The sequence below is a fragment of the Arthrobacter globiformis genome (assembly GCF_030817195.1).
In the GTDB taxonomy this organism is placed as follows: Bacteria; Actinomycetota; Actinomycetes; order Actinomycetales; family Micrococcaceae; genus Arthrobacter; species Arthrobacter globiformis_D.
This window is the reverse complement of record NZ_JAUSYZ010000001.1, coordinates 2,800,271-2,823,776: the sequence shown is the minus strand read 5'-3', so window position 1 is coordinate 2,823,776 and position 23,506 is coordinate 2,800,271. Positions and strand designations below refer to the sequence as shown.

The window sequence follows — 23,506 nt, the reverse complement described above, 5'->3', positions numbered from 1 at the left end:
CAACCCCTCCCCCACCCCTTCACCTTGCTGATGAAGATAGGAAAGAGATAACCATCATGACACACCCCCGATTCCTGAGGGCTGCCCGCGTGACGGCGGCCGGGCTGGCGGTAGGCGCACTGCTGCTGACCGGCTGTGCAGCCACCGTCAACAAGCCTGCCGGCACCGACGCCGCAGCAAACGCCAGCGCCTTTCTCACCATTCCGCGTGAGGACATGAGCACCTTTGACCGCAACTTCAACCCTTTCGCCCCCACCGTGACCCCGATGGTCCAGCAGGCAATCTACGAGCCACTGCTCATTTCCAACCCGCTCAAGGGCGATGCGGTGCCGTGGCTCGCCACCAAATGGGATGTGGCCAAGGATGGCAAGTCCGTCACCTTCACCCTGCGGGACGGCGTGAAGTGGTCCGACGGCAAGCCGCTCGTGGCCGAGGACGTTGTACTGACATTCCAGCTGCAGAAGAAGATCAAGGGCGGCTTCGAATACCTGAAAGAGGTCGCGGCCGAGGGAAGCAACAAGGTTACCTTCAGCTTCAACACGCCGTGGTCACCGGCCCTCTACGAAGTCGGGCAGCTCCCCATCCTGCCCAAGCACGTCTGGTCCGCAGTGAAGGATCCCGGCAAGGATGCCAACGCCAAGCCCGTGGGCACCGGCCCGTACACCGAGGTGGAGTCCTTCCAGGCCCAGTCCTTCGTACTGAAGAAGAACCCCAACTACTGGCAGCCGGAAAAGCAGAAGATCGCCGGCATCAAGATGCTGGCCATGTCCGGCAACGATGCAGCCAACCTCGCCGCCGCGAACGGCGACGTCGACTGGGCCACGCAATACATTCCGAACATCGAGAAGACCTTCGTCTCCAAGGACAAGGAACACCGCCACTATTGGTTCCCGCCCACGGGCGCCATGATCAACTGGCAGCTCAACACCACCAAGGCCCCGTTCAACGATCCCCAGGTCCGCAAGGCGCTCAGCATGGCCGTTGACCGGGACCAGGTCACCAAGATCGGCATGAGCGGCTACGCCCAGCCCGCCGACTGCACCGGCCTCTCCGGCCATTACGAGAACTGGAAGAACCCGGCTGTCAAGGACAACTGCAGCTGGACCAAGCTCAACGTGGACGAAGCCAACAAGCTGCTGGACGAGGCAGGCTACGCCAAGGGCGCCGACGGCAAGCGCACCCTCAAGGACGGCAAGCCCTTCGAGTTCAAGATTTCCGTGGGCGCCAGCTCTTCCGACTGGCTCTCCGTGGCCAACGTGATCTCCCAGAACCTGCAGGCCGTGGGCGTCACTGCCAGGGTGGACTCCCCGGACTGGGCCTCGGTGGTGGCCGGCTACGAACAGGGCACCTTCGATTCCGGCATCGTCTGGAGCGCCAACGATCCCAGCCCGTACAAGTACTTCAACAACTCCATGGGCACCGCCTCGGTCAAGCCCGTTGGGACCAAGACCTTCGACAACTACCACCGCTTCGGCGATCCGAAGGCCGACGCCCTCCTGAAGGAATTCGCCGCGAGCGGTGACGAAACCAAGCAGAAGGACATCGCCTACAAGCTCCAGGAGGAGTACAACGAGGTGGCACCGCTGGTGCCGCTCTTCTCCGGCCCGGAATGGGGCGCCTACAACGACACCCGCTTCACCGGCTGGCCCACCGAAGAGAACGCCTACGCAACCCTCTCGGACCGGTCCGCCACGACGGTGCTTGTCCTGACCACACTGGAACCGCGCAAGTAACGGTTCTGCTGTAGCCCCTGGCGGGGCCCATGACCGGTATGCCCGGAGCCGGATTACGCGCCGGGCATACCGCCCCCATCTCCGCAATTCCCGAATGGAGGGAAACCGTGCGCTTCATCCTGCGCCGTTTAGGTTTCTACCTGATCGCCTTCTGGGCATCCATCACGCTGAATTTCCTGCTCCCGCGCTTCATGCCCGGTGACCCCGTCTCCCGCATGTTTGCCCGCACCCAGGGCAAGATGCAGCCCGAACAACTGGAGGCGCTGCGCAAGCTCCTCGGCGTCGACGACCGCCCCATCTGGGAGCAGTACGCCGACTACATGCACAACATCGTCACCGGCAACATGGGCGTATCCATCTCACGTTTCCCCACCCCGGTCACCGAGGTCATTTCGTCCCAGATCGGCTGGACCCTCCTGCTCGGCGGAACCGCACTGGTGGTTGCCGCCGTCGCGGGTAACCTGCTGGGCATCATGGCCGCCTGGCGGCGCGGCGGCGCGATCGACTCCGCGCTTCCGCCGCTGCTGGTGTTCATCGGTTCGTTCCCATACTTCTGGCTCGCGATGGGTGCCCTGTACCTGTTCGGCGTGATCCTGGGCTGGTCCCCGCTGCGCCATGCGTTCAGCGACGGCCTGGAACCCGGATTCACCTGGGAGTTCATCTCCGACGCCGGTGCGCACCTGGTGCTGCCCGCGTTGACGATCGTGCTGGTCTCGGTGGGCGGCTGGATGCTCGGCATGCGCAACACCATGATTGCCACCAACTCCGAGGACTACATCACCATGGCCGAGGCCAAAGGCCTGCGCCCCGGACGCATCATGCTCCGCTACGCCGCCCGCAACGCCATGCTGCCGTCCGTGACCAGCTTCGGCATGAGCCTGGGCTTCGTGGTGGGCGGTGCGCTGCTCACCGAGGTGGTGTTCGCCTACCCCGGCGTAGGCTACCAACTCCTCAACGCCGTCCAAGGCCTCGACTACCCCCTCATGCAGGGCCTGTTCCTGACCATCACCGCCGCAGTGCTGCTGGCGAACTTCCTGGTGGACATCCTTTACGTCCGCCTCGACCCGCGCGTGCGCAGCAACTAGAGGAACCGATCATGACAACCGCAATTCTGCAGCAGCCCGGCAAGACGGCCGGCAAGACCACAGCTGCCCGCAAGCCCAACCGCAGCTTCGTCCACGGTCTCCTCACCAACAAGAAAGCCCTGGCGGGAATGGCCGTGATGCTCGTCTTCATCGCACTGGCCCTCCTGGCACCAGTGCTTTTCCCCGGCGACCCGTCGCGGATCACCGCCATGGCCTCCCTGGAACCATCAGCCGAGCACTGGCTGGGAACTACAGCCAAGGGACAGGACGTCCTCGCACTGACTGTCCACGGCTCCCGCAGTTCCCTGTTCGTCGGGTTGACTGTGGGCTTCGCATCCACCTTCATCGGCATTTTGGTGGGCCTGGCCTCGGCGTACTTTGGCAAGTTCATTGACGAAGCACTGTCCCTGGTAACCAACGTCTTCCTGCTCCTTCCCGGCCTGCCGCTGCTGGTCATCCTTGCCGCGTTCCTTCCGCCGGGGCTGGGCACCGTGATCCTGGTGCTCGTCGTCACGGGGTGGGCGGGATCGGCACGTGTGTTGCGGTCGCAGGCACTGTCCATCCGTTCTAAGGACTTCGTGGCCGCGGCCGTGGTGTCCGGCGAACGGGCGGGCCGGATCATGTTCCGCGAGATCCTGCCGAACATGGCCTCGATCGTCATGGGGACCCTGCTGGCCTGCGTCATCTACGGCATCGGCGCCCAGGCCGGCCTGGAGTTCCTGGGACTGGGCGATGTCAGCACGGTGTCCTGGGGCAACAACCTCTTCTGGGCCGGCAACGAGGGCGCCCTGCTCACCGGAAGCTGGTGGGTGTTCGTCCCCTCGGGCGTCTGCATCGCACTGGTCGCGTTCGCCTTGGCCCTCATCAACTACGCCGTGGACGAAGTCACGAACCCGCGGCTGCGGAAGATCAAAACCCCAAAAAATTACCGAAAGGAGCGCCGCCAAATGACAGTCTCCCAAGTTTCCTTCGGCTCCCACGCACCCGTCCTGGACGTCAAGGACCTCACCGTCAAATACATCGGCGACACCCGCTCCACCACCGCCGTAGACCGCGTTTCCTTCAGCATCGGCACCGGTGAGGTGTTCGGCCTCGCCGGCGAGTCAGGCTGTGGGAAGTCCACCATCGCCAACTCGATCATGCGGCTCCTGAAGGATCCCGCGAAGATCGCAGGCGGCAGCATTTCCTTCGGCGGCAAGGACGTCCTGGCCATGAGCCCGGAGGAGCTGCGGCGCTTCCGCTGGCAGGACGTCGCCATGGTCTTCCAGTCGGCCATGAACTCGCTCAATCCGGTGCTGACCATCGGCGAACAGATTGTGGACATCTTCACTACCCACGCCGGTTACTCCCGCAAGGAATCCCTGCGGCGCGCGGGTGAACTGCTGGAACTCGTGAGGATGGACCCCGCGCGCCTCAAGTCCTACCCGCACCAACTCTCGGGTGGCATGCGTCAACGGGCTGTAATAGCGATGGCCGTGGCCCTCAAGCCGTCACTGTTGATCCTCGACGAACCCACCACCGCGTTGGACGTGGTGGTGCAGCAAGAGATCATGGCGCAAATCAAGGAGCTTCAGCGCGAACTCGGCTTCTCTGTCCTCTTCATCACGCACGACATGTCGCTCATGGTGGAACTCTCGCACCGCATGGCCGTAATGTACGGCGGCAGGATCGTGGAGACCGCGAAGGCCCAGGACGTCTACGCCAACCCCCGCCACCCCTACACCCAGGCGCTGATGGGCGCGTTCCCGCCGCTCACCGGCCCGCGGGTTCCGTTGACGGGACTGCCCGACGGCGTGAAGTTCCGAAACATCCCGGACCTCAGCGAGGCGGCACCCGGCCATTTCGTGGCTCCGGTTGGTGCCGACGCTTCAGTGATTGATTCCGCAAACCTGGCAGGAGCCGCACGATGAGCCACTCCCTAACGTCGCCGGCGGCTGGTTCCACCACCAGCACCCCGGCCCTCGAAATTCGTAGCCTGGGTAAGTCGTTCCCCGTTGGAGGGCTGTTCTCCCGCGAGTCGGTCCGCGCCTTGCACGGTGTCGACTTGACTCTTGGCCGCGGGGAGATCGTGGCGCTTGTGGGGGAATCCGGTTCCGGCAAGAGCACCTTGGCCCGCTGTGTTGCCCGGCTCGAGAAGCCGAGCTCCGGCGCGATCCTGATCGACGGTGTCGACATCCTCAAACGCGACCGTTACCAAGTATCCCGAGCGTTCCGCTCCCAGCTGCAGATGGTCTTCCAGGACCCCTTCGGTTCCCTGAACCCGGCCCACAGGATCGAGCATTTCCTGCGGCGTTCGCTGGCGATCCACGGCAAGAGCGGCGGTTCCGACGAGGAGACCCAGCGGCGGCTCGAAGAACTCATGACCACTGTTGGCCTGCAGGCTGACATGCTGAACTCGTATCCACACGAGCTCTCCGGCGGTCAGCGCCAGCGCGTTGCGATTGCCCGGGCCCTCGCCGTTGAACCACAAGTCATCCTGGCCGACGAACCCACCTCCATGCTGGATGTTTCCGTCCGGATCGGCGTGCTGAACCTGATGCGCAAGCTCCGCGACGAGCAGGGCATCTCCATGCTCTACATCACCCACGACCTCGCATCCGCCCGCTACCTGGCGGACCGGACGGCGGTCATGTTCGCCGGGGAACTCGTTGAGGAAGGCGAGTCCCTGGACCTGCTGTCAAACCCCGCGCACCCCTATACCCAACTCCTCGTTTCGGCTGTCCCGGACCCCTCCCGGGCAGGCTCGTACGATCCCGTCCGCCGGGCCGAACTGCGGCAGGCGGTCATGGCTTCGACGAATTGCGCTTACGACGGCGACCCGAACCAGGCCTGTTCGGCCGAAGAACCCGTGCGCCATCAGGTCGAAGACCCCGAAAACCGTCATTGGGTGCGCTGCCACCTCTACCGGCCGTGGGTTGGTGCCGCCGGCCATGCCCTGGCGGGCGAACCGACGGTGACTACCGAACGGACTGAAATGAAGGCCTCCGCATGACTGAACTGACCCACCCGCTCGCCACCGTTCCTCAGGATGACTTGGTTGCCCGCGCCGAGGCCGATCCCCTCCGGCCGCGCTTCCACTTCGTGTCGCCGGCCGGCTGGCTCAACGATCCCAACGGCGTCAGTCAATGGAACGGCACGTACCACCTCTTCTACCAGTACAACCCGGAGGGCGCATTCCACCGCCGCATCCAGTGGGGTCATGCCACCACCACCGATCTCGTCACGTGGACGGACCGGCCTGTTGCTTTGGAACCGTCCGCAGGACCCGACGCCGAGGGCTGCTGGTCCGGGGTATTGGTGAACGACTGCGGCACGCCCACCTTGGTATATTCGGGGCGCCTCGAGGGCAAGGAGCTGCCCTGCGTCGCCGTAGGATCCCCGGACCTGCTGAGCTGGACCAAGGACCCAGGAAATCCCGTGATCGCAGCACCGCCGGTTGGCGCAGACATCACGGCGTACCGCGATCACTGCGTCTGGCGTGAAGGAACGAAGTGGCGGCAGTTGGTGGGTTCAGGCATTCGGCAGCGCGGCGGTACGGCGTTTTTGTACGAGTCGTCAGATCTGCGGTCGTGGGATTACATCGGGCCGTTGTTCATCGGCGATGCCTCGCATGGCGATCCTGCGGACACTGACTGGACGGGGACCATGTGGGAATGCGTGGACCTGTTCCGGGCGGGGAAGGGTTCGCTGGGGTCTGCACCTTCTGACGGCTCGCCTGACGTGCTGGTCTTCTCCGCCTGGAACGACGGCGACACCCTCCACCCGCTCTACTGGACCGGCCGGTACGCCGGGGATACCTTCAAGCCCGCGGCGCTGCACCGCCTCGACTACGGCGGCCGTTTCTTCTACGCACCGCAATCGTTCCAGGATGAGTCCGGCCGGCGTGTCATGTTCGGCTGGATGCAGGAAGGCCGCAGCGACGCCGCGATGGTGGAAGCCGGCTGGTCAGGGGTCATGAGCCTGCCGCGAATCGTCACGCCCGGGGACGACGGCGCTCTCCGCTTCGCACCCGCACCAGAAATCAAAAAGCTGCGCCGTGACCACGCCAGTTTGCCCGGACAGGTGTTGACCGGCGCCCTGGTGCCTTTGGAAATCGGCGTGTCCGGCAAGCAACTCGACCTCGAACTGGACCTCCAACTCGCACCGGGCGCCCTGCTGCGACTAGGTGTACTGAGCTCCACGGACAGGTGCACCTCCGCCAGCCCCAACGAGGAAACGACAATCGAGCTGCGCAGGGCGACTGACGGCACCAACAACGGCACGCTCCGCTTGGACCGCACTCGAAGCAGCCTCGATCCAACCGTTGATGTGGAAGACAAGTCCGGACCCGTCCCCATGCCCGAAGGACGAGTGCACCTGCGTGTCATCTTGGACCGATCCGCCCTCGAAATTTTTGCCAACGGAATCCCGCTCACAGCCCGCGTCTACCCCACCCTGGGCGGGGAACACGTCAGCCTTGCCGCCGAAGGCACGGTACAGATACTCTCCCTCGACGCATGGACCATGGCCGGAATCTATGAGGGTACCCGGAGCCTCTTCCCCTGAACGCGGGCGGTACACCAAGGACAGCGGACCCCGGATCAAAAGGCTCAATTTCAAAAGGATCACGCCGAATGCGCCCGACCTATCACTTCAGCGTCCCCGACAACTGGAAGAACGACCCTCCACGCCCCATCTACATTGACGGGGAATACCACTACTACTACCTCTATAACGCTGACTATCTGCGGGGCGGCGGGGCACGTCATGGCGCCGAGCGACGACCACTGGCCACGTCGCGTTCACTGACCGGGGCGTCGCGATCCCGAAGTGATCTGGGACACTGACCGCGGGCGGTGGTTCATGGTGAACGCCGAGGGACAAAAGCTCGGCTTCTACACATCCGCCGACCTGCGATCCTGGCGGCGCGTCGGCGAGTTCGTACGCACCGATCTGGGGGTGCTGGAATGCCCTGATATCTTCCGCATGACCGCTGACGACGGCAGCTCCCATTGGATCCTCCGCACGAGCGCCAACGGCAGGAAACCTCACCGCACTGAATCACCGCAACCCAGCATCAAGCGTGAGGAGCGTCCGACCTCCCCTGCCGCCGTCTGACGCTCCTCAGGTGGTGAAACGCAGCATTAGCGTAGACGCGGAGAATGAATTCCTACACGAACTGATATAGCAGGGCCGCCATACCGAATCCCACAATGGAGAGCACCGTCTCCAGCACCGTCCAGGTCTTCAAGGTGTCCTTGACGGACATGTTGAAGTACTTGGAGATGATCCAGAAGCCGCCATCGTTCACGTGGCTGGCGATGATGGAACCGGAAGAAATGGCCACAACGATCAACGCGAGTTGAGGCTGGGAGAAGCCCGAGGCAAGGCTGGGTGCCAGGATGCCGCCGGTAGTCACGATCGCCACCGTTGCCGAGCCCTGGGCAATGCGCATGCCCGCGCTGATCACGAAGGCGGACAGGATGATCGGGAGGCCGGCCTGGGCCAGCGAATCCGCAACAGCTTTGCCAACGCCGGTGGCGGAGAGAACCGCACCGAAGAACGCGCCGGCACCGACCACCAGCAGGATCATGCCCACCGGTCGCAGGGACGAGCCCGTGATTTCGCTGAGCTCGTCCGGCGTCATGCCGCGGCGGATGCCCAGGAGCCACATTGCCAGCAGCACGGCCACGGTCAGTGCGATCGCCGGATTGCCGAAGAACGTCAGTACGTCGCGCACCGGGCCTGCGGGGGCGAAGATGTTGCCGAAGGTGCCGCCCAGGATGAGGAGCATCGGCAGGCCGATGGCCAGCAGCACCAGCCCGATGGACGGTTCGTGGCCCTTGGCTTCCTCGGATTCGGGAACGATCCGGTCCTCCGGAACATTGACCATCACGCGCTTGCCGATCCAGGTGCCCCACAAAATACCGGAGGCGAACCAGGCCGGAATGCCGCAGATCAGGCCCATGAGGATAATCCAGCCGAGGTCCACATGGAACAGGCCGGCGGCAGCAACGGGTCCGGGGTGCGGCGGCAGGAAGGCGTGGGTCACGGAGAGGCCGGCGAGCAGCGGCAGGGCGAACAGGGCCAATGATTTGCCGCCGCGGATAGCCGCCACATACACCAGCGGCGCCAGGACGAAGATGCCGATGTCAAAGAAGACCGGGATGCCGAGCACGAAGCCGGTGATGCCCATGGCGAGGGGCGTGCCCTTTTCGCCGAAGATCCTCACGAGCCGTCCGAGCAGCACTTCCGCTCCGCCGGACCGTTCCAGGATCGCGCCCAGCACCGTACCCAAGCCGATGATCACCGTGATGTGGCCCAGGATGCCGGCGAAGCCCTTTTCAATGAGGGCGTCGCTGCTCTTGGTGGCGGAGCCGACCAGCGCCTCCACGGAGACCCCGCCCACCAGGGCCACGATCACGCCGGTTCCCACCAGGGCGATGAACGGCTCGAGCTTGACCTTGATGATCAGGAAGAGCAGGAGGGCGATGCCCGCACCCGCCAGAAGAAGCAAGCCGGCGGTGTCGTGCCGCAGCCAGTCTAGGAATTCATTCATGGACGTATCCTTCTGAGTAAGTCCTACTTGAGGGTGCCGGTGAAGGCGGCGGCACGCGCCGCAATGTCTGCCCAGTTGCCGGCAGCCACTGCTGCGGGCGGGACCACGCTGGTGCCGCAGCAGACTGCAGCAGCACCGGCGTCGAGGTAGCTCTTGGCGTTGGAGGCGTCGATGCCTCCGGAAGGCAGCAGTCGGATGCCCGGGTACGGGCCCTGCAAGTCCTTCAAGTACGCCGGACCGAGCTGCCGGGCGGGGAAAATCTTGACGGCGGCGGAGCCCAGATCCAGGGCCTGTGCGACCTCGGTGGGCGTCATGGCGCCGAGGCTGAACGGGATGCCGGCGGCTGCGGCGACGGCTGCAACCTCGGGCCGGAGGCCCGGCGTCACCAGGAACTGCGCGCCGGCGTCGATCGCTGCGCGTGCCTGGTCCGCAGTCATAACGGTGCCGATTCCGACGGCGGCACCGTGGTCCGCGGCCGTCTCGGCCGCGCGCTTGACGTGGTTGAGCACATCCGGTGTGGTGAACGTCAGTTCGACGCTGCGGATGCCGCCTTCGGCCAGTGCCCGGCAGAGGTCCGCGGCGTCCGTGATGGATGGAGCGCGGACCACGGCCAGGGCGCGGTCCGCTTCAAGCTGCCGGATGAATTGTTCAGGAGTCATGGGTGGGTTGCTTTCCTTCTCTGGTGAGTCCGTCGCTGCTGCGGCGCAGGGCGCGGCCGGCGCGGGCGCCGGTGGGCTGGCCGCCGTCGATCGCTGCCGTGCCGTTGACGAAGACGTACTGGATGCCGCTGGCGGCCTGGCGGGGGTTCTCGAAGGTGGCTTCGTCGCGGACGGTCTCGGGATCGAAGAGCACGACGTCGGCCGCGTAGCCTTCGCGGACCAGTCCCCTCTGATGGAGCTTGAGCCGTGCTGCGGGGCGGCCACTCAGGTGGTGGACCGTTTCCTCGAGGCTGAGCAGTCCGAGGTCGCGGGAGTAGTGGCCGAGGTAGCGCGGGAAGGTGCCCCACGCCCGTGGGTGCGGCTTGGCGCCGACCAGGAGTCCGTCGCTGCCACCGGTGTGCGTGCGGTGCTTCATGATGGCCTGGACGTTTTCCTCGTGGCCGACGTGCTGCAGGATGCCCGTGCCGAGGCGGTCGTCAATTAGGATCTGCACGAAGATGTCGAAGGGCTCCAGGTTTGCTTCGGTGGCGATGTCCTTGATGGTCTTGCCCACGTAGCCTGCGAGCGCCGGGTTCTGGACGCCGCTGATTTCCAGGGTGTCCCACTCGGCAACCACTCCGTGGCAACCGTCCGAGCCGTAGATCTCCACGCTTTCGCGGATCTTCGCCCTGGTTTCGGGATTTTTAAGTCGCGCAAGGGTGGATTCCGTACCTCCGGACGATGCCCAGCTGGGGAGGATCGCGGAGAGCGTGGTGGCTCCGGGGAGGTAGGGGTAGGTGTCGAGGGTGATGTCCACGCCGTCGTCCAACGCCTCGTCGATCAGGTCCAGCAGTTCCCCGGCGCGGCCCTTGTTCTCGGCGAAGTTCATGGTGGCGTGCGACAGGTGCAGGGCGCAACCCGTGTCCCGGCTGAGCCCGATCATTTCGGCGTACGCGCCGAGCGCACCCTTGCCATAGGAGCGGTGATGCGGTGCGTAGAAGCCGCCCAGTTCGCCCACCGTCCGGCAGAGTCCGGCAAGCTCCTCGGTCCGGGCATACATTCCCGGCGTATAGGTGAGGCCAGAGGACATTCCCACGGCGCCTTCCTCTATCGCGGCTCGGATGACGTCCTGCATCTGCTGCTGTTGGTCGGGAGTGGGAGCGCCCTCGGCGAAGCCCATGACCATGGCACGGACGGTTCCTTGAGGGACAAGGTAGGCGGCGTTGGTGGCGATACGGCCTGGGGTGCCGTCCGCACCGGCGACCTCAGCGTCGAGTCGGTCCAGGTACTCCCCCACCGTCCGCCAGTTCCAGTCGAAGTCCGCGGGGTTGTCGTTCCAGCCGGCGATCTTCTCACGAACACCGGCGAGCGTGGCATCGTCCACCGGAGCATAGGACAGTCCATCCTGGCCCAGCAGCTCGGTTGTTACGCCCTGGCTCAGCTTGGCGTAGTGGTCCCGGTTAATAAGCAGCTGAAGATCTGAATGCGCGTGCATGTCGATGAAGCCGGGGCTCAGGACCAGACCGGTGGCGTCGATGGTGCGGTCCGCGCCGGTTTCCGCTGCGGTGAGGGTTGCGGGGTCGGCGACGGCGGCAATCACCGGGCCGTCCAGCAGGACGTCCGCGGGGCGGCGGTCGGCTCCGGTTCCGTCCACCAAGATGGCATTGCTGATGAGAATCTTCATGGTCTGGGTCCTAGAAGAAGGTGTGGATGAGGTCGACGACGGCCTGGCCGCCATCAGTGGCTGGTCCGGTGCCGCTGTCCGCGAGCACGGGAATGACAGTCCACTTGTCGAAGGCCGTGCATGGGTGTGACAGGCCCAGCCGGACAACGTCGCCAGGGCGAACTGTGGTGGTGCCGGCGTCGAAGGTCATGAAGCAGTGCTGGTCGTTGACCGAGGTGATTTCGGCCCCAACCAGGGGCTCCATGCGTCCGCCGAGGGTTGCGCCGATGAGCTGCGGTTCCGGAAGTCCTTCGTCGAAAGGGAGGTCCCGCTTGCCGGCGTCGAGGATGGCCAGACCGGTTTCGGTCTGCGAAACAACCCGGGCCCACCCGTGCATACCGGCGCGGAACGCCTGGTCGCCGCCACGGGAAAACGGAGAGATGCCGCGGTAGAAACCGTCATCGTGGATGATGTACGCACCGCTGCGGATCATGAGGTCCACACTGCGGCCACCGGTCTCAGCCCCCGTGCTGATGCACGGCGAGAGAACCGTAACGACGTCGTCGAAGTACGCGCTTCCGCCCGCCGTGATAATCACGGAGCTGGTGCCATATAACCCATCTGCGTGCAACTGCTCGTGAAGCAGCCGCATCTGGGCGAGGTAGCCGCGAACGGCGGCCAGGCCGGCGTCGTCCGCTGTGTGCGCGAGTGAGCCTTCGTACCCGCTGACACCCACCAGGCGCAGGTTGGGTGAGGCCGCAATGGCGCGGGCGACCTCCATGGCAGCGTCAACGCCGCGGGCACCTGTCCGGCCGCCATGCGCGCCGAGCTCCACCAGCACATCCAGCACGGCGTCACTCCCGGCGAGGACACGGTTAATGACATCTACTGTTCCCACGGAGTCCACCCAGGACAGGATCGGCGCGTCGGCGGTCGCGGTGCTGGCGACCCACTCGATGGCGTGCGGGTCGGTGAGGCTGTTGGCGAGCTGCAGGTTCCGGACGCCGAACCCTCGGGCCACGCGGAGCTGCGCGAAGTTGGCCAGCGTGATGCCCCAGGCGCCGCGGTTAAGCTGCTCAGTCCAGAGCTGCGGAGCCATGGTGGTCTTGCCGTGGGGCGCGAGCAGCACCCCGCGCTCCGTGCACCAGGCAGCGAGGTGGTCGGCATTGGCTTGGAGCGCCCCGGCGTCAAGGGTGAGCAGCGGGGTCTGGAGGTCGGCCAGCGTGTGCTTTGCGGCGAGGAACTCGGCGTGGGTGCTCCCGCTGGCGGCAGCGGGCACGGCCTTGTGCCGCCAATCGAGCTGGCGTTCTGCGAGGTCGGCCACGGCAGTTGCCGAAATGGCTTCGGAAGTGTTCACGCGTTGATTCCCTTCGCGGTGCTGCGTTTTGCTTGCATTGCGTATTTTGCAACGCCGGTTGCAAACCTGCTGGTGATATGTCTAACATGGTGGCGGATTGAGAGTCAAGGCCGCGGCGTACCCGCAGTGCCGTCCAATCCGCCGCGAAACCCTCAGAATCGCGGCGTCCGAATGTCGCTGTGAAGCGCAAGAGCTAGTGCGGGAGAATGATGCTTTCAGCTGTATGTGTGGGCGAAACCATGGCCATGCTTACCCCTGCCCATACCGTTCCGCTCCATCTGGCGACCGAACTCCATTTCGGGATCGGGGGCGCCGAGTCGAACGTCGCCATGGGCCTGGCAGCGATGGGCCTGGACACGCATTGGGTCAGCCGCGTGGGCCGCGACGGCTTCGGCACACGCATCCTTCATGTACTCAAGGATCACGGTGTTGGCGTCTCCGGCGTCGAGGTGGATGCGTCCTTGCCCACCGGCCTGTACGTAAAGATCCCCGCCCACGAGTCAGACCCCGACGGCGGCAGCTCGGTTTTGTATTACAGGCAAGGATCTGCGGCATCGGCCATGGGGCGCAGCACACTGGCCAATCCCGCCGTGGCATCCCTGCTGGAAAACGCGGCACTCATCCATCTCAGCGGCATAACCGCCGCGCTCTCGCCCGAATGCCTGGAACTGCTCGAGGCCATCCTGACCGCACCACGGCACGGCCGGATCATCAGCTTCGACGTCAACTGGCGGGCTGCGCTGTGGGCCGGCCAGGACCGTTCCGTACTACAGCGCCTGGCAAACCTCGCCGACGTCGTGCTTGTCGGAAAAGACGAAGCCGAACACGCCTTCGGCACCAACGACGAAGCCGAACTCCGCCGGCTCATGCCGAATCCCAGCGTCCTGGTCATCAAGAACGAGGCGATCAGCGCGATTGCCCTGTCGCACGGAGTGACTGGCGCGGGTTACACCCGGGAGGAAGTGCCCGCACTGTCCGTGGCCGTCGTCGAACCTGTAGGCGCCGGTGACTCGTTCGCCGCCGGTTACCTCAGCGGCATGCTGTTCGGGCTGAGCCAGAAGGCGAGCCTCCGCAGGGGGCACGTCGCTGCGGCCTGCACCCTGACTGTCCACGGTGATCGCGGTCCTCTGCCCCCCGCAAAAGAGCTCGCAGCCATCCTCGGTTCTTCGGATGACGAGTGGGCTGCCATCCATGTTAAAGATGGACAATTCAACACCAACCGGAGCGTGACGCCATGAGCCAGAGCCTGATGCGGGCCATAGACCTGCTCGCTGAACTCGCCGCCAAGCCAGCCACCTTGGACGAGCTCTCCGCCAAGGCCTCAGTGCACAAGACCACTGTTATGCGCCTGCTGCACGCCATGGAAGAGAAGCGTTTTGTGGTCCGGGACGAGGATCAGCGCTTCATGCTTGGCTCCAAGCTGTTCGAACTGTCTTCGCTCGCGCTGGAGCAGCGGGATATCCGAAAGGTGGCACACCCGCACCTGGCTGAGCTGAACGGCCGCACCGGGCACACCGTGCACCTCGCCGTCTTCGAAGGCAACGAGGTGGTGTACATCGACAAGTTCGAATCGCACCACCCAGTCCGCATGTATTCGCGCATCGGCCTGACTGCATCGCTGCACTCGGCTGCTGTATCGAAAGTCCTCCTCGCCGACATGCCGCGCAGCCGGCAGGAAAAGATCGCCGCGGGGCTGGATTACGTGAAAGTTACCGAGAACACCCTGACCTCACCGGAGGCCCTGCTGGCCGAACTGGAGGAGGTCAGGGTCCAGGGCTGGGCCCACGACAACGCCGAGCACGAAGCGTTCGTGCACTGCATCGCGGCCCCCATCCGCGACGCCACCGGCGCCGTTGTCGCCGCAGCCTCTTGTTCGGTACCGGTGGTGATGCTCAGCTATGAAGGATTGCTCGAGCTGCTGCCCGAGCTCAAAGCCAGCACCGAGGCCATCTCGAATGACCTCGGCTGGATCAGCCACGAAAGGAACTCAGCATGAGTGAAAAGACCGTAGTACTGACCGAAAACGCGCCCGCCCCGGCGCATGTATTCTCCCAGGGCATCCGGAAGGGCGGCTTCTTCCAGGTCTCCGGCCAGGGCCCCATGGACCCCGCCACCAACCAGTACATCGGAGAGGGCGACGTCCGCGTCCAGACCCGCCGCACACTGGATAACGTCAAGGCCATCCTCGAAGCAGGCGGCTCCTCCGTGGAAGACGTCCTGATGTTCCGCGTCTACCTCACTACCCGCGACGACTTCGCGGCCATGAACGAGGTCTACGGGGAATTTATCCGCGAGAATGTCCCCAGCGGCGCACTGCCCAGCCGCACCACGGTGTTCGTTGACCTCCCGCACGAGGTCATGCTGGTAGAGATCGACGCGCTGGCGGTCACCGCTTAACTCTTTCCGTCCGGCGGTGTTGAACGCTGGACGACACCAGGACCTGCCCGGGACACAAATGGGGTGATGGCACGAGACCCCTCGTGCCATCACCCCATTTCTGCGTCCACTGGGATTTGCGAGACCTCCTCGCGCATGGTCCTGCAGGTAGCATCGCGACTCAAATCCGCGCTAGGTGCTGTCCACAGGGACACTGCCCGTCAGTCCGGGTGCGCAGTCACCAAGCCGTCGGGCTTGCCTGCGGCCACTCCGGCGACCGTTTCCACCGGGAGCCCGTTCCGCGCCCAGTACTCGATACCGCCAATCATTTCCCGCACGGGATAGCCCAGGTCGGCAAAGGCCAAGGCGGCGACCGTGCTGCCGTTGCACCCTGGCCCCCACGAGTAGACCACCACGCTCACCCCAGGAGGAATCAGCTCGTGGGCACAGGACGGGATGTCTGCAGTCGGTATATGTACTGCACCCGGGATATGCCCATGTTCCCAGGACGATTGCCGCCGCGTGTCCACCAGCACGAACGTGCCTTCAGGGGCGTCGGCAACGTCCATAACATCGATCTCGAACCTCAATTTCGCGCGGAAGTACGCCATAGCCGCACTGTCCGTATTCCGTGGGCCTGTGCCTTCAGCAATCACTTGTGTCCTATCCAGCCGTGGCATTTCGGCTCGCAGCCTTGCTTCGTTTCCGTCGCACAGCGCTGCTGCCCCGGGGAACGGTTTGAAAAGTGCATGGTTCCATCCCTCCGCAGGGTCGGCTTCTTCTTCTGTGCCCGGTGGGCTGGGCCAAGAATCCATCGTAGTGAACAAAGATGCGGGGTCCCAGGCATCGAAGGTTGCCACACCACCCGCCATCCCGTCTGGGCTCCCGTTTCCAGGGAACGCTGCCGGTGAGCCGCTTCCCGAGGGACACTTCACTGCGGACCGCGATCTCGACGGGCTCTTGGACTACCCATCTGCACAGGACGTTGGCCGCCGTCCTTCGATAGGTTGGTTCGGGTAAGGCCGGCCACGGGTAACCGACTCATTGGAGAAGACGTGAAAGCGATTGTGTACAAAGAGACAGGTCCGTCCTCGGTGCTGAAGCTTCAGGACAAGCCGCTGGCTGATCCCGGCGCGGGTGAGGTCCGGGTCCGGGTGGTCGTCTCCGGGGTGAACCCCACCGACTGGAAATCCCGGGCAGGCGGAGGAGGAAGCACAACGCTGGAAGCACCGAAGGTTCCCAACCAGGACGGCGCCGGCGTGATCGACGCGATCGGCTCCGGAGTGACAGGACTCAGCATGGGAGACCGGGTCTGGCTCTGGGACGTCGCCTGGGGTGGCAATGAGGGCACCGCGCAGGAGTATGCGGTCATACCGGCGGCCAAAGCCGTTGCGCTTCCGGGTACTGAATCCTTCGACACGGGCGCGTCCATCGGCATCCCCGCCCTGACGGCGCACCGGGCGCTGACCTCGAACGGGGACGGCCCTGCCAGGCTCTCCCCCGGAGCACTGGCGGGACGAACGGTACTGGTCACCGGCGGCGCAGGCGCAGTAGGGCATGCTGCCATTCAGCTCGCAGACTGGGCCGGAGCAACCGTCATCACCACAGTCAGCGGAGACCGGAAAGCTGAACTCGCACGCCTCGCCGGAGCCCATACCGTCATCAACTACCGCACCGACGACGTCGTAACTGCCGTCCGCCACGCAGCCCCCGGCGGTGTCGACACCGTCGTTGACGTTAACGCTCCAGCCAACATCGACTCCGACGTGCAGGTGCTCAAGCCAAGCGGAACCATCGCCATCTACGCGGCGAATCCCGGGGAATCAGTGACGGTTCCCATCCGTGAAAGCATGACGAAGAACGTCCGGTACCAGTTCATCCTCACCTACACGGTCACCGACGAGCAGAAACAGCACGCCGTGGCCGCCGTCTCCGAGGCGCTGAAGGCCGGCGCGTTGCGCGTGGGTGAAGAACATGGCCTGCCGCTGACCCGCTTTCCGCTCGAACATACCGCCGCGGCGCATGACGCCGTGGAGCACGGCACCATCGGGAAGGTGCTCATCGACGTCGCACCGTCATCCTGACCCATGGCCTCCCGACCCGCCGGACCCGGGTAACTCACGGTCTAACCAGAACAAGCGGCAGTTCAACCGAAGCCGGCGTCGTACAACCGTGACCGTGCGACCTGCCGGGGCCAGCGTTAGGTGATCTCCGCGCATGCTGATGCCGGCTTAGCGATCACTACCTGGGTATTCGGGTCGTGCTCCAGGGCCGGCCTTCCGGCGACGATCACTGTGGCGCGCTCCCATGGCCGGTCTTCGAGTAGGAAGGGAATTTCTTGTTCTTCCCACTCCCTGTGCAGGTCTTCTTCCTCCTTGCCATCTCGCACCAGGAGACGACGCCGGGCTACCAGGTTGTCGCACTGCACCCAGATCGAAGCGTCGATCAGGTCGGAGAGCGCTCGCCGTGATGATCCGCTCCCCTCCACCCACACCACGGAACGCCCGGCAGGTAGGGCTATGGCACCTGGACGTTTTCGGGCCACCCAACCCGGCGGACGGTAATGGACTGCCTCGCCTTGGAGCAGGGGTTCGAGGAGACCCTCACGGAGTTCATCGGCCCAGTCAAAAAACGAGAGATGCCACGCTACATCGTCCGTGTGAACGACATCTGAGTCCGGCACTTGAGCCAGTAGACGACCGACCAGGGTGGTCTTGCCGGCCCCGCTCCTTCCATCTACCGCTACAATCCAGGGGCGGTCCGGACGGTGTCCTGCTGCCGGCAGTAGCCGCCGCACCACGCCTTCCAGTGACTCCGCTTGCCAAGGTCCTGCACCGGGTTCGCCGACTTCCGGTTTCATATCCATGGTTCCCTCGACTTCGATTATCGGTCCCGTCAAAAGCTGCCTGGTACGGAGTATCGAGAGTTACCGTGTTCAGCGCAAGCTCCTTTCGGGGCAAGAATGCCTGGTGTACATCAATCCATGTCCGCTCGCCGTATTACGGGTGTCCCGCTGGTTCAGTGCGACAAAGGTCTAGGGTTATTTCCCTGTTACGGGGAGAGCGCAGTGCCCTAACGCAGCAAAGTGCGCTAATCGCGGACCGCCGCTCTGAAGGCCATGCTGCCGAATGCCGCAGCTCTTGAGCAGCACTGTGATGGGACACGATGTCGATGCTTCTGGCACGCATTGAGCGCCTTACTGCTCTTAGGGCATGGGGACATATGTCGCGACCAAACGCCGCGACGCCAAGAAGATTTCCGCGACAGTATGACGCTGTGCGCTCGGCTTCAAGGAAACAAGCACAATCGCCTCCGCCGAACTTCAGGATGCGTAGGCCCGCGCCTCGGCTGCGGAGTTCTTCGGCGTTCAGGGCCGGCGGTGGTCCATGAGAGGGGCGGCCTTGGCCCGGGCAGCGGCACGGGGGTCGCCCTCAGCGGCGGCGACCATTGTTCCCTTGATCAGGTGGAGGCGCGGGGGCCGCCAGTCAGGCCTGAACCGCGACACCATCGGAAGTCTCGCTTGCTCCGAGTTTCCGATGTGCCCCGATTTCGTGGGGATCCGGCCCCCTGCCTGGATTACTGAATCAACACAGCCATGACCTATCACCTGTGGGCACGAGCAGTACTGTGGCCGGAGAGGCGGGAGAATCCCGCCCCTGAAGAAAGTTACTGCTGCCGTTGCGGATTGCTGCGGCTTGAGTGGCACGGAACCTGGGTGGCATCGGCTCACCGCTGGCGCCGATGCTCTGATCCCGCACTAAGCCAGTGCCGGCAATCTCCCGGACAAGGGCTATGGCCGCTGCAATGCCCGTTTCGTGGCAAACGTCTCCGAGGAGGTCGCCCACGTAGTCCCGGAAGAATCCACCAGCCTGAACCGGTAGCCGCCGTCGGGAGACGAGAAAACTTCGAATTGACTGGACATGGCACTCTGCTCCACGGCCTTGTTGCGCTGGGACAATGAGGACGGGTTCTGCATACCGTCTGGAGGCAAACACCCTAACCACGGCAGTAAGTCCTTGAAAAGCCGCCGCCACCGCGAGCCAAAGCACACCCAGGCCGCCACGACCGTTTGGGCGCCGGAAGTTCGTGTCCAAAGACCAGGCGCCTCGGCCAAATCTCACAGGGCGCCGCGGCCTACCTTGACGAACTTAGCCCCCCCGACGGCTCCAGCGGCCAAGGGCCAGAGACCGGGCCGCACCACTTGCCCGGCCAAGCATCCCACTGCGGGCGGCGGCGGCAGCCCCGGGGAAAGGCTGTCCCGTGAGGCCGAAAGTGTCAGCCGCGGAGCGAGATTTCGGAAAACGAGATCTCGGGGAGGGACTCATCATCGGCCGCAACCCACGCGGTGAAGTCTGCGTACGACATAAAAGAGTAGTAGTCACAGAACCTCGCACCCGCTCGTTCATACGTTCCCACGCTAGTTGGTACTCCTCCTTCCTTAACCGTCTAATCCCTACAACTGACATTGCGGATTGCGCATTCCCGCTGAAGCGAAGTGAGACCTCATGCTGGGAGGAACTGAAGGGCTCGCAGCGCCGGAGGAACCCGTGCGGCTCAGGCTGGGCGTCAGCCTTGGTGACCGCCGTTCCACTGCTCGGCGCGTCTACTGTGCACAATCAACCGCGCGTCTGATGTGCGGTCCTGGCCGCCGGCGGCCTTCCTCAGACCCGGGGGCCCAGTCCCCGATGGGGAGAACTGGGGTCTCAAACTCGCTTCGAGGGTACAGCGCCTACGGGCGGGAAACTGCCTTGCCAGCCCGTGATGCCGGTGCTATTAAATCTATGTCGGCGGATATAGATCGATGGGTCATGGGTCAAGCCGGCAAAGCAGCATACTTCGCACCACAACCGGTATTGCCCGTTTCGCCAGGACATGGCCGTCCTGGTGTATCCCGAATGGAGGCAGAGACAAATGACGATCCAGTACATGGACGACGGCTTCGCTCCCCATGTTGACCGAGGCCTGGCATCAGCCAGGTCGCGTCTTGATTCCGGGGCTGCGGGCCGGGACCAGGGCGGGGAGGCAGAGAAGCACTCCCGGGCTCTGGTGGAACACATTCTCGCCCTGGAACCCGAACGCGTCCCTGCCGTCACGGCTGAACTGTTCGCCGAGGCCATCGCCGTAGCCAACGCTGTCCGGCAATCCCAAGGAAGAGGGCCTGTAACGTCTTTCCGTGCCAGGGACTTTTGGGAGATTTTGAAGGATCTTATTGACAGCGTGTTGGAGCAGTAGCCGCATCAGTCCTGTACCGGAGTACCGGCCCGCTTGGCCGGCGGGGTTCGCGGCGAAGCGCCGCGTTCGCCCAACGGTGTTCTCACCTACGAACGGAAGCACGTGCTGGCGTAAGGCGCTGGAGAGGTTATTGAAGGGAGTGGTTTGCGTGGTGAAGATTGCTGTGGTGGTTGGCAGCACCCGGCCGGGCCGCCGGAGCAAACAGGTGGCGGACTGGGTGCTGGCAAGGGCAACGTCGCGGGGCGGTGCCGACTTCGAGATGCTGGACCTGGCTGATTTCGACCTGCCTCTGCTGGACGAACCGATGCCGCCGTCCTTGGGAAACTACCAGCACGAACACACCAAGTCCTGGGCGGCCACGATCGCCCGCTTCGACGGGTTCATCTTCGTCACGGCCGAATACAACCACTCCGTGCCCGGGGTCCTGAAGAACGCCCTGGATTATCTTTACGAGGAATGGAACAACAAGGCAGCTGGCTTCGTCTCCTACGGCAGCGCCGGTGGAGTCCGCGCGGCAGAAAACCTGCGCCTGATCGCCGGTGAACTCCAAATGGCCGACGTCCGCGCCCAGGTGGCGTTGCCCTTTGCCACGGACTTCGAGAACTTCACCACGTTCACGCCCAGCAACGCCGCGGAAGAAGCCCTGGAACCACTCCTCCAGCAGCTCATTGCTTGGGCAACAGCGCTCAGAACGCTCCGCACCTAATGCTGCCTGACACTTACCGCCCCGGTTGTCCAGATGAACAGGTCTGCAGTTCGCCCGCGGCCGAGAGATATATGCGCCCCGCATGCAGCCATACGCGTCCGATCCACCCTGTGCGGCTCCGGCAACAGGTGCCTGAATCCTGGCGGGAGGACGAGGTGTACCGGGCGGCACAGGCCCTGTAAGAGAGAGGAACATCCAATGTACCCTCGGAAACCATCACGCCGCTTCTACCGCGTGAGCGGGATGGTGTGCGCGGCGGCGATACTCGCAACGGTCCTGTCCGGGTGCACGGCTCCGGAGCAAGTTCCGGTTCCGTCAACACCGACGTCTTCGGGCAGCGCCACAGGCAGTGGATCAGAGAGTGCTTCAGGTGGTGCCCCAGGGGTCGGGATCGCGCCGGGCCAGCCATCCCAGGCGCCGTCATCACCGGCAGAGGGCGGCCCGGGCACCAGTCAAGGGCCTGTCGATATTCCCACAGTTGTCAGCAACGTCCAGCCGTCTGTCGTGACTGTCTTTACCGATGGCGGGCTGGGAAGCGGCGTGGTGTATTCGAAGGACGGGCTGATCCTCACGAACGAGCACGTGGTGCGGGGAAACCGCACTGTGGAGGTGGGCTTCGCCGATGGCCGCCGGGTAACCGGAACGGTACGGGCAACGGACCCAATCTCGGACCTTGCCTTGGTGGAGGCAAAGCGGACAGGCCTCCCTGCCGCCAAATTCCAGCCTGCCCTGCCCCGCATCGGTGAACTTGCCGTCGTGATCGGTTCACCTCTCGGATTTGAGAACACGGCGACGGCCGGCATCATCTCGGGCCTGCACCGGCAAATCCCGGGGTCTGCATCCAGCAGCCAGTCCCTGGTAGACCTCATCCAAACCGATGCCGCGATCAGCCCCGGCAACTCCGGCGGTGCAGTCGTGAACAGCAGGGGCGAAGTGGTCGGGATCAGCGAGGCCTACATACCCCCGCAGTCCGGGGCCGTGGCACTCGGCTTCGCCATCCCGGCCGCCACCGCGGTAAAGGTAGCGGACCAACTCCGTGCGGACGGAACCGCCGAGCACTCCTTCATAGGCTTGGGACTGGGCGAGATCACCCAGCAGATCGCCGAAGAACTGGGGCTGCCGGACACCCGCGGGGCGCTGGCACTCACGGTCCAGGAAGGCGGACCCGCACACAAGGCCGGTATCCGGCCCGGTGACGTCCTCACCAGACTCGACGGCGACGAGCTCGCATCCCCCGAGGACCTGCTCGCCGCACTGAGAAGCAAGAGCCCCGGCCAAACAGTCACCGTCGAATTCCGCCGAGGAACGACCCGGCACGAGGTCAAAGTTCCGCTGGCAGCACGCCCTGCCTCATAGCCCCTCCACTGGCGGCCCCACCTTGGCGGGCCCATCGAGGCGCCACCCGAATCCTGTTACTTAGTTGACAATGCTGCTCCCCAGCAGTCCCCGTCATGGTGGCGGACTTTCACCTGCCCGACCTCTTGCCAGCGGTTAACCGAAGTGGTAAAAAATCTGTATTAGCGGATATAGATCCGCCCCCGTCAAATGATGATCAAGGAGGTACGTCATGTTGATGATGAGCGATCCCTTCCGCCAGCTGGACCGGCTTGCCCAGCAGGTCTTCGGCACGGCCGCGCACCCGGCCGCCATGCCACTGGATGTCTGGCGGGAGGACACCGAGTTTGTGATCGCGGTCGACCTGCCCGGCGTGGACGTGAACTCAATCGACGTCGACATCGAGCGGAACGTCCTGACTGTGAAGGCTGAGCGGAAGAACACCGCCCCCGAAGGGGCCGAGCTGGTGGCCGCTGAGCGGCCGCAGGGCGTCTTCAGCCGGCAGCTGGTCCTCGGCGAGGCGTTGGATGCCGAGAACGTGACCGCCGGGTACGACGGCGGGGTGCTGACCCTGCGTATCCCGGTCGCGGCCAAGGCACAGCCACGGAAGATCGAAATCACCAGCGGCCAGGGCCCCCAGCAGCAGATCAGTGCCTAACCGGCACGGAGGGGCAGCGAACCGCCAGGCTGTTTCAGGGCGACAGGCCTTCAGCGATGAACGCCGATACGTCTTTCGCGCACAGGCAGCCGCGGCCAGACGCCCCTCCCGGGCGCGGTCCCCGGTGCCGGTGACCCGGGGACCGCGCCACACCACACGACGAAGGGGCACAACGTGACCAAACC

21 protein-coding genes and 1 pseudogene are annotated in these 23,506 nt (G+C 64.5%); 16 read left to right on the top strand and 6 right to left on the bottom strand.

The genetic code is table 11. The features are described from left to right. Positions 1-56 precede the first annotated feature (56 nt). The 8 genes and pseudogenes from QF036_RS12820 to QF036_RS12785 all read left to right on the top strand — a co-directional run bounded on the left by QF036_RS12820 (position 57) and on the right by QF036_RS12785 (position 7,915). On the top strand, positions 57-1,733 hold the full coding sequence (locus tag QF036_RS12820) for an ABC transporter substrate-binding protein (RefSeq protein ID WP_307102354.1): 1,677 nt from the start codon (positions 57-59) through the stop codon (positions 1,731-1,733). Between the two features lie 107 nt (positions 1,734-1,840). Beyond that, the gene (locus QF036_RS12815) at positions 1,841-2,818 is read left to right on the top strand and encodes an ABC transporter permease (protein ID WP_307105905.1); all 978 of its coding nucleotides are present in this window, start codon (positions 1,841-1,843) and stop codon (positions 2,816-2,818) included. Between the two features lie 11 nt (positions 2,819-2,829). Beyond that, positions 2,830-3,741: pseudogene (locus QF036_RS12810) on the top strand (ABC transporter permease); the annotation flags it as partial. Positions 3,742-3,765: 24 nt separating this feature from the next. Next, entirely contained in the window at positions 3,766-4,728 is a 963-nt protein-coding gene (locus QF036_RS12805) for an ABC transporter ATP-binding protein (protein ID WP_307105903.1), read from the top strand. Next, positions 4,725-5,810 (top strand): ATP-binding cassette domain-containing protein, encoded by a 1,086-nt coding sequence (locus QF036_RS12800; protein ID WP_307102351.1) that lies wholly within the window; start codon positions 4,725-4,727, stop codon positions 5,808-5,810. The genes QF036_RS12805 and QF036_RS12800 overlap by 4 nt, the downstream gene beginning before the upstream one ends. Then, on the top strand, positions 5,807-7,363 hold the full coding sequence (locus tag QF036_RS12795; RefSeq protein WP_307102350.1) for a glycoside hydrolase family 32 protein: 1,557 nt from the start codon (positions 5,807-5,809) through the stop codon (positions 7,361-7,363). Before QF036_RS12800 ends, QF036_RS12795 begins: the two co-directional genes overlap by 4 nt. A gap of 68 nt (positions 7,364-7,431) precedes the next feature. After that, positions 7,432-7,644 (top strand): hypothetical protein, encoded by a 213-nt coding sequence (locus QF036_RS12790; protein WP_307102348.1) that lies wholly within the window; start codon positions 7,432-7,434, stop codon positions 7,642-7,644. Continuing rightward, positions 7,628-7,915, top strand: a complete 288-nt coding sequence (locus tag QF036_RS12785) for a hypothetical protein (RefSeq protein WP_307102346.1) — start codon at positions 7,628-7,630, stop codon at positions 7,913-7,915. The genes QF036_RS12790 and QF036_RS12785 overlap by 17 nt, the downstream gene beginning before the upstream one ends. Positions 7,916-7,967: 52 nt before the next feature. Here QF036_RS12785 and QF036_RS12780 read toward each other — a convergent pair whose 3' ends face one another. Genes QF036_RS12780 through QF036_RS12765 form a run of 4 tightly spaced genes read right to left on the bottom strand, consistent with a single transcriptional unit; the run spans position 7,968 to position 13,014 of the window. Next, positions 7,968-9,356, bottom strand: coding sequence for a GntP family permease (locus QF036_RS12780; protein WP_307102345.1), 1,389 nt, complete (start codon positions 9,354-9,356; stop codon positions 7,968-7,970). Between the two features lie 23 nt (positions 9,357-9,379). After that, entirely contained in the window at positions 9,380-10,015 is a 636-nt protein-coding gene (locus QF036_RS12775) for a bifunctional 4-hydroxy-2-oxoglutarate aldolase/2-dehydro-3-deoxy-phosphogluconate aldolase (RefSeq protein ID WP_307102343.1), read from the bottom strand. After that, positions 10,005-11,678, bottom strand: a complete 1,674-nt coding sequence (locus tag QF036_RS12770) for an N-acyl-D-amino-acid deacylase family protein (RefSeq protein WP_307102341.1) — start codon at positions 11,676-11,678, stop codon at positions 10,005-10,007. The genes QF036_RS12775 and QF036_RS12770 overlap by 11 nt, the downstream gene beginning before the upstream one ends. 10 nt (positions 11,679-11,688) lie before the next feature. Beyond that, positions 11,689-13,014 carry an alanine racemase gene (locus tag QF036_RS12765; protein WP_307102339.1) on the bottom strand — a complete coding sequence of 442 codons (1,326 nt, stop codon included), beginning with the start codon at positions 13,012-13,014 and terminating at the stop codon, positions 11,689-11,691. A gap of 206 nt (positions 13,015-13,220) precedes the next feature. On the opposite strand from QF036_RS12765, the gene QF036_RS12760 reads away from it, so the two are divergent. The 3 genes from QF036_RS12760 to QF036_RS12750 are packed head-to-tail and all read left to right on the top strand — an operon-like array spanning position 13,221 to position 15,411. Next, the gene (locus QF036_RS12760; RefSeq protein ID WP_307102338.1) at positions 13,221-14,252 is read left to right on the top strand and encodes a sugar kinase; all 1,032 of its coding nucleotides are present in this window, start codon (positions 13,221-13,223) and stop codon (positions 14,250-14,252) included. Continuing rightward, positions 14,249-15,010: an IclR family transcriptional regulator gene (locus QF036_RS12755; RefSeq protein ID WP_307102336.1), complete on the top strand. Its 762-nt coding sequence runs from the start codon at positions 14,249-14,251 to the stop codon at positions 15,008-15,010. The genes QF036_RS12760 and QF036_RS12755 overlap by 4 nt, the downstream gene beginning before the upstream one ends. Next, entirely contained in the window at positions 15,007-15,411 is a 405-nt protein-coding gene (locus QF036_RS12750; protein WP_307102334.1) for a RidA family protein, read from the top strand. The genes QF036_RS12755 and QF036_RS12750 overlap by 4 nt, the downstream gene beginning before the upstream one ends. 200 nt (positions 15,412-15,611) lie before the next feature. On the opposite strand, the gene QF036_RS12745 is transcribed toward QF036_RS12750, so the two are convergent. Beyond that, the gene (locus tag QF036_RS12745; protein ID WP_307102332.1) at positions 15,612-16,001 is read right to left on the bottom strand and encodes a rhodanese-like domain-containing protein; all 390 of its coding nucleotides are present in this window, start codon (positions 15,999-16,001) and stop codon (positions 15,612-15,614) included. A 444-nt stretch (positions 16,002-16,445) separates the two neighbouring features. Between QF036_RS12745 and QF036_RS12740 the strand changes: the two genes are divergently transcribed. Beyond that, on the top strand, positions 16,446-17,474 hold the full coding sequence (locus QF036_RS12740; protein ID WP_307102331.1) for an NADPH:quinone reductase: 1,029 nt from the start codon (positions 16,446-16,448) through the stop codon (positions 17,472-17,474). A gap of 116 nt (positions 17,475-17,590) precedes the next feature. On the opposite strand, the gene QF036_RS12735 is transcribed toward QF036_RS12740, so the two are convergent. Continuing rightward, positions 17,591-18,250, bottom strand: a complete 660-nt coding sequence (locus QF036_RS12735) for a uridine kinase family protein (RefSeq protein ID WP_307102329.1) — start codon at positions 18,248-18,250, stop codon at positions 17,591-17,593. A 2,051-nt stretch (positions 18,251-20,301) separates the two neighbouring features. Here QF036_RS12735 and QF036_RS12730 point away from each other — a divergent pair. The 4 genes from QF036_RS12730 to QF036_RS12715 all read left to right on the top strand — a co-directional run bounded on the left by QF036_RS12730 (position 20,302) and on the right by QF036_RS12715 (position 23,321). Continuing rightward, entirely contained in the window at positions 20,302-20,622 is a 321-nt protein-coding gene (locus tag QF036_RS12730; RefSeq protein ID WP_307102327.1) for a hypothetical protein, read from the top strand. Positions 20,623-20,770: 148 nt separating this feature from the next. Further along, the gene (locus tag QF036_RS12725; protein ID WP_307102325.1) at positions 20,771-21,328 is read left to right on the top strand and encodes an NADPH-dependent FMN reductase; all 558 of its coding nucleotides are present in this window, start codon (positions 20,771-20,773) and stop codon (positions 21,326-21,328) included. A 468-nt stretch (positions 21,329-21,796) separates the two neighbouring features. Next, positions 21,797-22,684, top strand: coding sequence for a S1C family serine protease (locus QF036_RS12720; protein ID WP_373460295.1), 888 nt, complete (start codon positions 21,797-21,799; stop codon positions 22,682-22,684). A gap of 211 nt (positions 22,685-22,895) precedes the next feature. Beyond that, on the top strand, positions 22,896-23,321 hold the full coding sequence (locus QF036_RS12715; RefSeq protein WP_307102320.1) for an Hsp20/alpha crystallin family protein: 426 nt from the start codon (positions 22,896-22,898) through the stop codon (positions 23,319-23,321). Positions 23,322-23,506 lie beyond the last annotated feature (185 nt).

Coding starts and splice junctions, on each gene's coding strand:
- QF036_RS12750 (WP_307102334.1), top strand. CDS start 15,007: ATGAGTGAAAAGACCGTAGTACTGACCGAAAACGCGCCCGCCCCGGCG.
- QF036_RS12755 (WP_307102336.1), top strand. CDS start 14,249: ATGAGCCAGAGCCTGATGCGGGCCATAGACCTGCTCGCTGAACTCGCC.
- QF036_RS12800 (WP_307102351.1), top strand. CDS start 4,725: ATGAGCCACTCCCTAACGTCGCCGGCGGCTGGTTCCACCACCAGCACC.
- QF036_RS12795 (WP_307102350.1), top strand. CDS start 5,807: ATGACTGAACTGACCCACCCGCTCGCCACCGTTCCTCAGGATGACTTG.
- QF036_RS12780 (WP_307102345.1), bottom strand. CDS start 9,356: ATGAATGAATTCCTAGACTGGCTGCGGCACGACACCGCCGGCTTGCTT.
- QF036_RS12775 (WP_307102343.1), bottom strand. CDS start 10,015: ATGACTCCTGAACAATTCATCCGGCAGCTTGAAGCGGACCGCGCCCTG.
- QF036_RS12820 (WP_307102354.1), top strand. CDS start 57: ATGACACACCCCCGATTCCTGAGGGCTGCCCGCGTGACGGCGGCCGGG.
- QF036_RS12735 (WP_307102329.1), bottom strand. CDS start 18,250: ATGAAACCGGAAGTCGGCGAACCCGGTGCAGGACCTTGGCAAGCGGAG.
- QF036_RS12730 (WP_307102327.1), top strand. CDS start 20,302: ATGACGATCCAGTACATGGACGACGGCTTCGCTCCCCATGTTGACCGA.
- QF036_RS12715 (WP_307102320.1), top strand. CDS start 22,896: ATGTTGATGATGAGCGATCCCTTCCGCCAGCTGGACCGGCTTGCCCAG.
- QF036_RS12790 (WP_307102348.1), top strand. CDS start 7,432: ATGCGCCCGACCTATCACTTCAGCGTCCCCGACAACTGGAAGAACGAC.
- QF036_RS12745 (WP_307102332.1), bottom strand. CDS start 16,001: ATGGCGTACTTCCGCGCGAAATTGAGGTTCGAGATCGATGTTATGGAC.
- QF036_RS12770 (WP_307102341.1), bottom strand. CDS start 11,678: ATGAAGATTCTCATCAGCAATGCCATCTTGGTGGACGGAACCGGAGCC.
- QF036_RS12760 (WP_307102338.1), top strand. CDS start 13,221: ATGATGCTTTCAGCTGTATGTGTGGGCGAAACCATGGCCATGCTTACC.
- QF036_RS12805 (WP_307105903.1), top strand. CDS start 3,766: ATGACAGTCTCCCAAGTTTCCTTCGGCTCCCACGCACCCGTCCTGGAC.